9 protein-coding genes and 1 pseudogene are annotated in these 13,091 nt (G+C 63.5%); 7 read left to right on the plus strand and 3 right to left on the minus strand.

Going from position 1 to position 13,091, the window contains the following annotated elements; translation table 11 throughout:
• Positions 1–91: 91 nt before the first annotated feature.
• From NKH54_RS16790 to NKH54_RS16810, 5 genes are all read left to right on the plus strand, one after another.
• The gene (locus NKH54_RS16790; protein WP_023696254.1) at positions 92–2,227 is read left to right on the plus strand and encodes an ABC transporter substrate-binding protein; all 2,136 of its coding nucleotides are present in this window, start codon (positions 92–94) and stop codon (positions 2,225–2,227) included.
• Between the two features lie 99 nt (positions 2,228–2,326).
• Entirely contained in the window at positions 2,327–3,334 is a 1,008-nt protein-coding gene (locus tag NKH54_RS16795; protein ID WP_023696253.1) for an ABC transporter permease, read from the plus strand.
• On the plus strand, positions 3,335–4,471 hold the full coding sequence (locus NKH54_RS16800) for an ABC transporter permease (RefSeq protein ID WP_023687914.1): 1,137 nt from the start codon (positions 3,335–3,337) through the stop codon (positions 4,469–4,471).
• A 10-nt stretch (positions 4,472–4,481) separates the two neighbouring features.
• Positions 4,482–6,149, plus strand: a complete 1,668-nt coding sequence (locus NKH54_RS16805; RefSeq protein ID WP_353028586.1) for an ABC transporter ATP-binding protein — start codon at positions 4,482–4,484, stop codon at positions 6,147–6,149.
• Between the two features lie 21 nt (positions 6,150–6,170).
• Positions 6,171–7,541: an alpha-glucosidase/alpha-galactosidase gene (locus NKH54_RS16810; protein ID WP_023704664.1), complete on the plus strand. Its 1,371-nt coding sequence runs from the start codon at positions 6,171–6,173 to the stop codon at positions 7,539–7,541.
• A gap of 29 nt (positions 7,542–7,570) precedes the next feature.
• Here the strand turns inward: NKH54_RS16810 and NKH54_RS16815 are convergent, their stop codons facing one another.
• Complete coding sequence (locus tag NKH54_RS16815) at positions 7,571–9,217, minus strand: acetolactate synthase large subunit (RefSeq protein ID WP_353028587.1); 1,647 nt, start codon at positions 9,215–9,217, stop codon at positions 7,571–7,573.
• Positions 9,218–9,324: 107 nt separating this feature from the next.
• Complete coding sequence (locus NKH54_RS16820; RefSeq protein WP_023739495.1) at positions 9,325–10,212, minus strand: AraC family transcriptional regulator; 888 nt, start codon at positions 10,210–10,212, stop codon at positions 9,325–9,327.
• Between the two features lie 147 nt (positions 10,213–10,359).
• Here NKH54_RS16820 and NKH54_RS16825 point away from each other — a divergent pair, with 147 nt between their 5' ends.
• Together NKH54_RS16825 and msuE are read left to right on the plus strand one after the other, a co-directional pair.
• Complete coding sequence (locus NKH54_RS16825; RefSeq protein ID WP_023752109.1) at positions 10,360–11,016, plus strand: glutathione S-transferase family protein; 657 nt, start codon at positions 10,360–10,362, stop codon at positions 11,014–11,016.
• A gap of 125 nt (positions 11,017–11,141) precedes the next feature.
• Positions 11,142–11,702 (plus strand): annotated as a pseudogene (msuE, locus tag NKH54_RS16830) (FMN reductase).
• Positions 11,703–11,866: 164 nt separating this feature from the next.
• Here msuE and NKH54_RS16835 read toward each other — a convergent pair.
• A complete protein-coding gene (locus NKH54_RS16835) occupies positions 11,867–12,898 on the minus strand; it encodes a hydroxyacid dehydrogenase (protein ID WP_023739492.1) in 1,032 nt (343 codons plus the stop codon).
• Positions 12,899–13,091 lie beyond the last annotated feature (193 nt).

The raw sequence follows: 13,091 nt of genomic DNA on the forward strand, positions 1-13,091 counted from the left end.
GGCAGGCGGACAGCGGGAGGCCGGTTCGCCAATCAGCCGTCATGAATAGATGCGGGCAGCAGCAGACGTCGAAACATCTGGGAGGAACACAATGAGGAACTTTCGTGGAATTGGCATTCTCGCCGGGCGAAGAATTGGCATTCTCGCCGGGCGAAGAATTGGCATTCTCGCCGGGCTGGCGCTGAGCGTCTCGGCATCGGCGCTTGGCAGTGCATACGCGTCCGAGCCGACCACGCCGCCGGCGCCGGCGGCGTTTCCCGCCGAGGGCAAGATCAAATACGTCGCCCGCGATTCCATCCTGGAGTTCAAGGCGCTGCCCGAATATCACGAGCCCGAGTGGGTCACCGAGAAATACGTCAAGACTGGCAAGCTGCCGCCGGTCAAGGATCGCCTGCCGAAGGAGCCGCTGGTGTTCAAGACCGGCAACATGCCGGACGGCATCGGCGTTTATGGCGACACCATGCGCCACGTCATTGGCGGCCGGCCGGAAGGCTGGAATTATGGCGCCGGCCAGACCCAAGGATGGGGCGGCATCGACATCGGCCTTTCGGAATGCCTGACGCGCACCGCGCCTTTGTTCCAGGTCGAGGCCAAGGACACCGAGCCGCTGCCCAACCTCGCCAGGAGCTGGGACTGGTCGAAGGATGGCCACACGCTGACCATGCACCTGGTCGAAGGCGCCAAATGGTCTGACGGCGTTGCCTTCAATGCCGACGATGTCATGTTCTACTGGGACGATGAGGTCGTCGACCCCAATGTCTCGCCGTTGAACGGCGCCACAGCGGAAACCTTCGGTGTCGGCACGACGCTGAAGAAGGTCGACGATTACACCGTCGAGTGGACCTTCAAGGACGCTTTCCCCAAACAGTATCTCTACGCCATGGCCTATGGCACCTTCTGCCCCGGCCCAGCGCATATCCTCAAGCCGCAGCATCCGAAGTACTCGAAGAATACCTACGAGCAGTTCAAGAACGCGTTCCCGCCGGAATATATGAACATTCCGGTGATGGGCGCCTGGGTGCCGGTGGAGTATAGGCCTGACGACATCATCGTCTTGCGCCGCAATCCCTACTACTGGAAGGTCGACGAGAAGGGCAACCAGCTGCCCTATCTCAACGAACTGCACTACAAGCTGTCGACCTGGGCCGACCGCGACGTGCAGGCGGTGGCAGGGGCCGCCGACTTCTCCAACCTCGAGCAGCCGGAGAATTTCGTCGCTTCGCTGAAGCGAGCGGCGGACAAGGACGCGCCGGCCCGGCTCGCCTTTGGCCCGCGCCTGATCGGCTACAATCTGCGCATGAATTTTTCCGCCAATGGCTGGGGCAATCCCGACGAACGCGGCCAGGCGATCCGCGAGCTCAACCGCAATGAGGACTTCCGCAAGGGCATCACCATGGCGCTCGACCGCAAGGCGCTCGGCGACTCGCTGGTCAAGGGGCCGTTCACCGCCATCTACCCCGGTGGCTTTTCCTCGGGCACCAGCTTCTATGACCGCAACTCGACCGTCTACTATCCCTTCGACATCGAGGGCGCCAAGGCGGAACTGGCCAAGGCTGGTCTCAAGGATACGGATGGCGACGGCTTCGTGAACTTCCCGGCCGGGACCGCCGGCGGCAAGAATGTCGAGATCGTGATGCTGGTCAACAATGACTACGGCACTGACAAGAGCCTCGCCGAAGGCGTCGTCGGCCAGATGGAAAAGCTTGGCATCAGGGTCGTGCTCAACGGCCTCAACGGCACCCAGCGTGATGCCTCGCAATATTCCGGCCGCTTCGACTGGCTGATCAGGCGCAACGAGCAGGAGCTGACTTCCGTCGTGCAGAATACCGTGCAACTCGCGCCCGTCGGACCCAAGACCAGCTGGGATCACCGCGCGCCCGAAAGCGGCGTGGTCGACCTGATGCCGTTCGAAAAGGAGCTTGTCGACATCGTCAACAAGTTCGTCTCCTCGTCAGACAATGACGAGCGCGCCAGCCTGATGAAGACGTTCCAGAAGATCTCGACGGAGCATGTCTACAATATCGGACTGACCGAATATCCCGGCGCCCTGATCATCAACAAGCGCTTCTCCAACATCCCGCAGGGAACGCCGATCTTCATGTTCAACTGGGCCGAGGATTCGATCGTGCGCGAACGCGTCTTCGTCGCCGCCGACAAGCAGCAGAAATACGAACTCTTTCCCGACCAGCTTCCCGGCAAGCCCGGCGACAAGGGGCCGACGAACTGAGTTTCCTCCCCTGGCTGACGCCCGGCCGCGCTACGCGCGCGGCCGGGACGGAGTAAGGTCAGCGGCAACAGATTAGATCCAAGGAGGAGAAACGGTCCGATGCTGCGATTCCTGGCCATGCGCATAGCATCGGCGGTGCCGGTCATGGTCATCCTGAGCCTGGTCACCTTTGCCATCATCCAGGCGCCGCCGGGCGACTATGCCGACTATATCCGTTCGCAGCTCATCAACCAGGGCGGGGCGTCTTTTGCCGAAGCCGACGCGCAGGCGCAGGCCTATCGGGTCGAGCACGGCCTCGATAAACCGCTGCCCGTCCAGTACCTGAACTGGGTCGCCGGCATCATCACCCGCGGCGATTTCGGCTACAGCCTCTATTACAACAAGCCGGTCGCCGCCGTGGTCGGCGAGCGGCTGCCGCGCACGCTGCTGCTGGCATTGGTCTGCCATCTGCTGGCGTCGGTGCTCGGCATCACCTTCGGCATCTGGGCGGCGACCAGGCAATACACCTGGATTGACTCGGCGCTGTCGGCAATCTCCTTCCTCGGCATGACGGTGCCGCGCTTCCTGATGGCGCTGATCATCGTCTATCTCCTGGTCTTCCAGTTCAACGTGTCGGAGATCGGCAGCTTCTTCTCGCCGCAATATGGCGGCGCGCCGTGGTCGTGGGCGAAATTCGCCGACCTCGTCAAGCATGTCTGGCCGGTGGTGGCGATCGCCACCTTCGGCGGGCTCGCCTACAATATGCGCGTCATGCGCGGCAATCTGCTCGATACGCTGAACGCGCAATATGTCGAGACGGCCAAGGCCAAGGGCCTGACCGGCAGCGCCGTCGTCATGCGCCATGCCGTGCCCAACGCGCTGCACCCGCTCATCATGTATCAGGGCGTGGTGCTGCCCTACATGCTGACCGGCGAGATCGAGACGGCGATCATCTTTGCGCTGCCGACGGTCGGGCCGGCCATTGTCGGCTCGATGGCGGTCGGCGACGTCTATGTCACGGCGACCTTCATGATGGTGCTGTCGGCAACGCTGATCGTCGGCAACATCATCGCCGACATGCTGCTCGCGCTGCTCGATCCGCGCGTGCGCCAGTTCAGGGAGAGCTAGATGCTGGCGCGCGACCCATCCCCGCCGCCGCCACCGGCTGAAGCAACCGCGATTGCGACCCCGCGCGGCAATGAGAGCTATATGGCGCTGGTCTGGCGCCGGCTGAGGCGCTCCTGGACCGGCATGGCCGGGCTGATCCTGGTGGTGCTTCTGGTGCTGATGGCGCTGTTCGCCGATTTCTTCGCGCCGATGGACCCCAAGGTGACCGATGTCGCTTTCGCCCCGCCGCAAGTGATGAGTTTTCACGACAGAGACGGGAATTTCGTGCTCCAGCCGCGGGTCTATGCGCTGGCGGATTCTGCTGACCTCGACCCGGTCACCTTCCAGCCGGTCGTCGGGCCGGATTACGAGCATCCGCGCCTGCTCGGCTTCTTCGTCAAGGGCGCCGACTACCGGCTGCTTGGACTGATCCCCGCCAACCGGCATTTCTTCGCTTCGGCCGACGGCCAGCCGGTGCATTTTCTCGGCACCGACAAATTCGGCCGGGATGTGTTGTCGCGCGCCATCCAGGGCTCGCGCGTCTCGCTGATGATAGCGCTGACGGTGGTGTTCATCATCACCGTCATCGGCACCACGGTCGGCATGGTCTCGGGCTATTTCGGCGGCCGCTTCGACGTCTGGATGCAGCGCTTTGTCGAGCTGGTGCTCGCCTTCCCGCAATTGCCGCTCTATCTTGCGCTGACGACGCTGATCCCGGTGACCGCGCCGACCAACGTCTTCCTCGCCTTCGTCATCATCGTCATGTCGGCGCTGGGCTGGGCGCAGATGTCGCGCGAGGTGCGCGGCAAGACGCTGGCGCTGGCGCGGATCGACTATGTGCGCGCCGCCATGGCGGTCGGCGCCACCGACATGCGCATCATCATGCAGCACATTTTCCCCAATGTGATGAGCCACGTCATCGTCGCCGTGACGATCGCCATCCCGACGGTGGTGCTGCTCGAAGCCTTTCTCGGCTTCCTCGGCTTCGCGGTGAAGCCGCCGCTGATCTCGTGGGGGCTGATGCTGCAGGACACGGCTACCTATTCGGTCATCGGCACCTATCCGTGGATCCTGTCGCCGGTCGGCTTCGTGCTGATCACCGTCTTTGCCTTCAACGCGCTGGGCGACGGCCTGCGCGATGCCGTCGATCCTTATTGAGGTGGCCGGGATGACTGTAGCGCTCGCAGCCACCTTCGCACCAGCCGTCCGGTTCGACCATGCCGGCCGCCACGACCAACCCATCATCGATGCCCGCAACATCGAGGTCGCCTTCAAGGTCGAGCACGGCGTCGTCGACGCGGTGAAGGATGTCTCGTTCCAGCTCTATCGCGGGGAGACGATCGCCATCGTCGGCGAGTCCGGTTCCGGCAAGTCGGTGACGGCGCGCGCTGTCATGGGGCTCTTGTCGAAGCGGGCCACCGTGTCGCCGAACTCGACCATCGACTATTGCGAGCAGGACATACTGAAATTCCCCGAGAGCGCCCGGCGCAAGCTGCGCGGCAATCGCATCTCGATGATCTTCCAGGAGCCGATGAGCTCGCTCAACCCGATCTATACGGTCGGCAGTCAGATCGTCGAGGCGATCAGAGTGCATCGAAAGGTCAGCCGCAAGCAAGCCTGGGCGCGGGCGCTCGAGCTTTTGCGGCATGTCCAGATCCCCGAGCCGGAAGCGCGCATCAAACAGTATCCGCACCAGATGTCGGGCGGGCAGCGCCAGCGCGTGATGATCGCCATGGCGCTCGCCAACGACCCCGATGTGCTGATCGCCGACGAGCCGACGACGGCGCTCGACGTCACGGTGCAGGCGCAGATCCTCAATTTGATCCGCAATCTGCAAAAAGAACTCAGGATGGCGGTCATCCTGATCACCCACGACCTCACCGTGGTGCGGAAATTCTCGGACTATGTCTATGTCATGCAGCATGGCGAGATGTGCGAGCACAACGTTACCGAGCGGCTGTTCGCCGACCCGCAGCATGCCTATACCAAGCGGCTGCTCGCGTCCGAGCCGCACGGCAAGCCGCAGCCGCTGCCGGAAAACAGCGGCACCATCCTCGAGGCCCGCGATATGCGCGTCTGCTTCATGCTGCGCCATGGCAGCTTCCTGAAGCCGGACTGGCGCGAGCTGGTCGCCGTCGACGATCTTGGCCTGAAGCTTTGCCGCCACGAGACACTGGGGCTGGTCGGCGAATCCGGCTCCGGCAAGACCACCTTCGGTCTCGCCTTGCTCAAGCTCACCGAGGCCAAGCGCGGCGAGGTCAGCTTCGACGGCCAGCCGATCCACGGCCTGTCGCGCGCCGGGATGCGGCCGCTGCGCTCGCGCATGCAGGTCGTCTTCCAGGATCCGTTCTCCTCGCTCAACCCGCGCATGACGATCGGCCAGATCATCGAGGAAGGGCTGGTCGTCAACAGGATCGGCGCGACACGGCGCGAGCGGGTCGATCGGGTTCGCGACGCCCTGGTCAGCGCCGGCATGCCCGGCGATATCCTGTCGCGGTTCCCGCACGAATTTTCCGGCGGCCAGCGGCAGCGCATCGCCATTGCCCGAGCCATCGCGCTGGAGCCCGAATTCATCCTGCTCGATGAACCGACATCGGCGCTCGACCTTTCGGTGCAGGCGCAGATCATCGACTTGTTGCGCAAGCTGCAGGACGAACGCGGCCTTAGCTATCTCTTCATTTCGCACGACCTCAAGGTGGTGCGCGCGCTCTGCCATCGCGTCATCGTCATGCAGAACGGCAAGATCGTCGAACAGGGACCCGTCGACGAGGTCCTCACCCATCCCAAGACCGCCTACACCGAACGGCTCGTCAGGGCCGCCTTCGACGTGGCGTAGCAAAGTGCCGGAGGTTTAATAGTGGCAAGACATCCCAGGATCACCTTCATTGGCGCGGGTTCGACCGTGTTCATGAAGAACATTGTCGGTGACGTGCTGCAGCGGCCATCGCTGTCAGGCGCGACGATCGCGCTGATGGACATCAATCCGCAGCGGCTGGAAGAGAGCGCCATCGTCGTCAACAAGCTGATCGCGACGCTGGGCGTGAAGGCGAAGGCCGAGACCTATTCCGATCAACGCAAGGCGCTCGCCGGTGCCGACTTCGTCGTCGTCGCCTTCCAGATCGGCGGCTTTGAGCCCTGCACCGTCACCGATTTCGAGGTGCCGAAGAAATACGGCCTGCGCCAGACCATTGCCGACACGCTCGGCGTCGGCGGCATCATGCGCGGCCTCCGGACCGTGCCGCATCTGTGGAAGATCTGCGAGGACATGCTGGCCGTCTGCCCCGACGCGATCATGCTGCAATATGTCAACCCGATGGCGATCAACACCTGGGCGATCTCAGAGAAATACCCTGAGATCAAACAGGTAGGCCTCTGCCACTCGGTGCAGGGCACGGCGATGGAACTGGCGCACGATCTCGACATTCCCTACGACGAGATACGCTACCGCTCGGCCGGCATCAACCACATGGCCTTCTACCTGAAGTTCGAGCACCGGCAGCCGGATGGCTCTTACCGCAACCTCTATCCGGACCTGGTCCGCGCCTATCGCGAAGGCAGGGCGCCGAAGCCGGGCTGGAACCCGCGCTGCCCCAACAAGGTGCGCTACGAGATGCTGACGCGGCTCGGCTATTTCGTCACCGAAAGCTCCGAGCATTTCGCCGAATACACGCCCTATTTCATCAAGGAAGGCCGCCCCGACCTGATCGACAAGTTCGGCATTCCGCTCGACGAATATCCCAAGCGCTGCATCGAACAGATCGAGCGCTGGAAGGGCCAGGCCGAGGCCTATCGCTCGGCCGACCGCATCGAGGTCGAGCAATCGAAGGAATACGCGTCCTCGATCATGAACTCGGTGTGGACCGGGGAGCCTTCGGTGATCTACGGCAATGTCCGCAACAATGGCTGCATCACCTCGCTGCCGGACAATTGCGCCGCCGAGGTGCCGTGCCTGGTCGACGGCTCCGGCATCCAGCCGACCTATATTGGCGAGCTGCCGCCGCAACTCACCGCGTTGATACGCACCAACATCAATGTGCAGGAATTGACGGTGCAGGCGCTGATGACCGAAAACCGCGAGCACATCTACCACGCGGCGATGATGGATCCGCATACGGCCGCCGAACTCGATCTCGACCAGATCTGGGCGCTGGTCGATGAGTTGCTGGCGACACATGGCGACTGGCTGCCGGCCTGGGCGCGCGGGAGCGCCAAGGTCCGGGCCGCCTGAGCGCTGCTGCGGCGGTATCTACTCCACCGTCAGGCCTCCGGTGGCGCCGGCAACCGGTGGCGCAGTTCCTCGACCAGCACGCGCTCGTTCTCCGAATAGTCGATCGGAACGGCGACGAGATGGACGCCACCGCCGGCAAAAGCCTGTTCAAGCGTCGATTGTATTTCTGAGACGGCGCCGACCCTGGTTCCCTTGGCGCCATAGGCCTCGGCATATCTGACGAAATCGGGATTGCCGAAGGTCATGCCGAAATCGGGGAACTGGTCGACCGCCTGCTTCCAGCGGATCATGCCGAAAGCATTGTCCTCGATGATCAGCACGACGAGGTTGAGTTTCAGCCTGACGGCGGTTTCCAGTTCCTGGCTGTTCATCATGAAGCCGCCATCGCCGCAGATCGCCATGACGCGGCGGCCGGGATAGAGCATCGCGGCCGTCATCGCCGAGGGCAGGCCGGCGCCCATCGTGGCCAGGGCGTTGTCGAGCAGCAAAGTGTTGGCGACGCGCGTGCGGTAGTTGCGCGCAAACCAGATCTTGTACATGCCGTTGTCGAGCGCCAGGATGCCATCGGCCGGCATCACCGCGCGCACGTCATGCACCAGACGCTGCGGCGTGAAACGGTCTTCGGTGGCGCGGGCGGCAATGCGGCTCAAAATCCCTTCGCGCAGCGGCAGTAGCGCCTGCGCGTTGGGGATCTTGCCCTCGATCCGGTCGGCAAGCAGCCTGAGCGAAGCGCCGATGTCGCCGACCACTTCGGTCTGCGGGAAATAGACCTGCTCGACATTGGCCGGCTGGTAGCCGACATGGATCACCTTCGGTCCCTTGTCGCCCATAATGAAGGGCGGCTTCTCGATCGTGTCGTGGCCGATGGTGATGATGAGGTCGGCCTGCTCTATCGCCTCATGGACATAGTCGCGCTCGGACAGCGCGGCGGTGCCCATATAGAGCTCGGTTCCGCCGGGCACCGTGCCCTTGCCCATCTGCGTGGTGAAATAGGGGATGCCGGTTCTGATAACGAACTGGGCGAGGTCGGAGGTCGAGCGCGGCCGCGACGCGGCGGCGCCCAGCATCGCCAGCGGACGCTGCGCCTTGATGATCATCTCAGCGGCACGGTCGAGCGCCAGCGGGCTGGCCAGCGGAAGCTCGACCGGATGCGGCGGGATCAGCGCGACATCGTCGCACTCCTCGGCCGCGATGTCTTCGGGCAGTTCCAGATGCACCGGCCCCGGACGCTCCTCCTCGGCAATCCGAAACGCTTCGCGCACCACGGCGGGAATGGTCTTCGCCGAGATGATCTGACGTGACAGCTTGGTCAACGGCTTCATCGCGGCGACGATGTCGACGATCTGGAAGCGGGCCTGGCGCGACGAGCGGATGCCCTTCTGCCCGGTGATCATGATCATCGGCATGGCGCCGAGCAGCGCATAGGCGGCACCCGTCGTCAGGTTCAGGGCGCCGGGTCCCAGCGTGGTGATGCACACACCTGGCTTGCCGGTGAGCCTGCCATGGGTGGCGGCCATAAAGGCGGCTGCCTGCTCATGGCGGGTCAAAATCAGCTGGATCGACGATTTGCGGATAGATTCGACGACGTCCAGGTTTTCTTCGCCGGGAATGCCGAAGATGCGATCGACGCCCTCATTCTCGAGGGCGGCAACAAGCAGGTCAGAACCTTTGGGCACGAAGCATCTCCTGGGCAAAGCGGCGGCGAACCGCGTCGGGATATGATCAGACATAGTGCTGGCAAAGCCCTAGCGCGAGGCGCGGCCGCCGCCAATATCGCTCTGCCTTACAGATCCTTCCGTTTCCTGAATTGGCCGGGCGAGACGCCGGCGTGGCGGCTGAAGGCGGTGGAGAAGGCGGCTTCCGAGCTGTAGCCGACCGCCTCGGCGACTTGGCCCAGGCTCTTGCCCTCGTGCAGCAGCCGGCTGGCCTGCCGCATGCGGCAGCCGAAGAGATAGGCCATGGGCGCTTCGCCGACGAGATCGCGAAAGCGGGCGGCAAAGGTTGCCCTGGAGAGCCCGACCGCGCGTGCCAGGGTCTCGATCGTCCAGTCGTGGTCATAGGCTTCATGCAGGGTCGCGAGCGCTCTGGCGATCGCGGGGTCCTGCAATCCCCTCAGCCAACCTGGATTGTCCATGCTTTCCAGACCGGAGCGCAAGGCGCGCGTGACGATGGCCCCAGACAGGCGAGCCATGACTACGTCGCTGCCGGGACCTTCGTCGGTCGCTTCCACCAGCAAGGCCTCGACATAGCCACGCAGCCATTTGGGCAGACGGCCATTCGATCCCCGGATGTGAACGATGCGCGGCAGGCCGGCAAGTGCCGGATGGTCGGCGTCGCGAAAGGCGAAGGCGCCGCACAGGATGACGGTCTTTTCGCCCTCGCCGCCGCTGCGAATACGCCCGGCTGCGGTTTGGGTCGCCAGTTCGGCGGCGGGGACGTTCGCGCTTTTGAGCGCGCCGGGCGACCGCAGCACATGCGGATCGGCGCGCGGTGCAATGATCAGGTCGCCGGCATCGAGAGGCTCGACATCTTCCTCACCGAACACCGCCTCGCATCGCCCCTTGATGACGACGTGAATGCCGCGAAGCCCAGCCTGGCTGAACGAGATCGCCCAGGGCGCGGCCAGTTCGAGGCGCCGGTACCCGGCGGCTGCGAAGTGCAATTCGCGCATGAGGGTAGCCAGGAGGTCCACGCTTCGCTCCAGAAACAGACGATCGATATATCAATCCAGACGCTGTCGAATAGCGCGCCGGCCTTACTGGACCTAGCTATGCCCGACAGGCCGCTTGTCGGCGATAACGAAACTCAGGAGTTATTCATGCCGCCAATCGAGCTTTTTGTCGCGCAGCTTTGTCCCTATGCGCACCGTGTCAGGCTCGCCCTTGCCGAGAAAGGCCTGCAGGCGACGGAAATCGAAATCGATCTGCGCAACAAGCCGGCGTGGTTCCTGAAACTCACGCCGACGGGAAAGGTGCCGCTGCTGCGCCATCAGGGGCAATATGTCAGGGAGTCGTCGATCATCTGCGAATATCTCGATGATGCATTCCCCGAACGGCCGATTTTCCCCAGGGATGCTCAGGCCCGCGCTGAGGCGCGCATCTGGATCAGCTTCGCCGACACGCAGCTTTACGCCCGGACGGCAACCATGATGCACAGTTCCGACGCTATGGTTCATAAGCGGATCAAGGCCCAGCTTGCCGACGATCTGCGCTTTGTGGAACAGCATGCCTTCGCCCTGCGAGGGGCGGACGAACGGTTTTTGCTGGGCTCGGAATTCAGCGCCGCCGACATCGCCTTCTATCCCTGGTTCGAACAGCTGTGCGTGCTTGAGAAATATCTGGGCTTCGTCATGCCGACCGAATGCGAGCGCCTGCTGCGGTGGCAGGAAACGGTTGCCGCCAGGGAGGCGGTGCGGACCTGCGCCAGGTCGCCCGGCTTCTACCTGGAATCCTATGGCCCGCTTCTCGCGGCCTGAGACGAGCGGGCAAACGGAAAAAAATTCCTCACTATGGTGCTGCAAGGTCAGTCATTTGCTTCTTGCGGCAGGCGCAAGCCTGTAAATATGCGGTATGAAACCCCGCCGCGAGAGGTGAGAGAAACATGCCCAATCCAACCGTCGTCGGGTTTTCCGGCAATTTCACCAGGCCGTCCAAGACGCGTGGTTTTGTCGACCAGGTTGTCAGGGATATTGCGCGCCAGCATGGCCTGTCGGCGAGCACCTATGACATCGAAGACCTCGGCCCGTCGCTCGGCGCTGCCAAATGGGCGCGCGATCTCGACGGCCAGTCCCGGGCAGTCTTCGACAGCGTCGTCAATGCCGATGTGCTGGTGGTGGGGTCACCGACCTAAAAGGGCAGCTACACCGGCCTGTTCAAGCACTTCTTCGACCTCTTCGATCCCGCTTCCTTGCGCGGCAAGCCGGTGGTGCTGCTTGCCACCGGCGGCAACGATCGCCACGCGTTGATCGTCGAGCACCAGTTGCGGCCGCTGTTCGGCTTCTTCGAGGCGCTGACGCTGCCGACAGGGGTCTATGCCACGGACAAGGACTTTTCCGACGGCGTGCTGCGGGCCGAACCCATCCTGAAGCGCGTCGATCAGGTTGTCGGCGAGGTCGGGCTGGTGCTGGCCAATCGCTCGGCAGCCGGCGTTGCTGCCGGATAGAGCGAGGCGAGCGGGCCGCCTCCGGCTTTGCTCGGAGTGAATAAAATGGGAGCGATCCGGCTGAAAAACGCCAATGCCGGAAGGTTCCCGGTCATCCTGAGCGGCGATGACAAAGGGGTTTTGGCCAACTGCGAAATCCATCTCAGGCGGATTTCTCGCGACAACTAGTTCCTGTCCGCCGGCTTCGAACGCATCCTTGACACCGTCTCGCGCTCGGCGCGCTTGGAGCGCAGAGGCGGCAGGCCGCGGTCGATCAGGTCCATGTCCTCCAGCACCATGTCGCCCATGCGCTTGAAGGCGATGTCGAGCGCACCGGCGCGGTGGGCGGAGCGCAGGAAGCCGGGGATCGTGCGGACCGGATGGTCCTGCGCTAGCGGTTCTTCTGGGAAGACATCGCTGGCGGCGACGATGTGGCCGCTTTTCACCGCCGCCATCAGGGCAGGGAAGTCGACGACGCCGGCGCGGCTGAGCAGGATGAAGGCGGCGCCCTTGCGCATACTTGCAAAGGCCTCAGCGCCGAGGAAACCCTGGTTCTCCGAGGTCACCGAAGCGACGACGAAGACGAAATCGCTTGATGTCAGCACCTCGTCCAGCGAGGCCGGCTTGACCCCATTGTCGATCAGGATCGACGGCGGCAGCCAAGGGTCGAAGACCTTGGTGCGGGTGCGAAAACCCGACAGCAGCCGGTTCAGCGCACGGCCGAGATCGCCGAAGCCGATGATGCCGACATCGGCGCCGGACAGAAGCCGCGCCGTCAAATTGCCGTCACCGCCCCACAGCTCCTCGCCTTTGCGGAAGGCGAGGTCAGCATCGACGATGTTGCGGGCGAGGTTGAGCGCCATGGCGAGGCCAAGCTCGGCCACCGGCTCGGCGAAGACGAGGCCGGTGGTGACGACATGGATGCCGCGCACAAACAGCGTCTCATAGGGCATGTTGTTGATGAGGTTGGTCTCGACATTGAAGACGCAACGCAGCGCCTGCATCTGGTCCAAAGTCTCGGGCGAGATCGGCGGCTGGCCGATAATATAGCGGGCTTCGGCCAGCACGTCGGCGGGCAAGTTCGCCACGCCCTCGGCCGTCGTCTCGACGACGCGGTAATGCGCCTTGAGGCGCGCCAGCTGCGGTGGGGTGAAGATCAGGTCGAGCGTGCGTGGTTCCGGCGCGCTGATGACCAGCGGCAAGGCCTTGTTTGGCATGACGATTCCTCCCCGGCGCGATCCGCATCGCGTATTTTGCTTTGCACTTGTGGTAGTCCCAAAACCACTTGCCGCTTTCCGGCGGCATGTGCTTGAGGGGTAAAATACCCACCATCAAACGATTTACAACTCCGGGAGGGGCCGCCGATCGCGCGGCTCGAGCCTTGCCGGGTTTTGATGCGGGAATCCGTTG

Origin of the sequence: Mesorhizobium sp. M1004 (assembly GCF_040318795.1) — a bacterium.
In the GTDB taxonomy this organism is placed as follows: domain Bacteria; phylum Pseudomonadota; class Alphaproteobacteria; order Rhizobiales; family Rhizobiaceae; genus Mesorhizobium.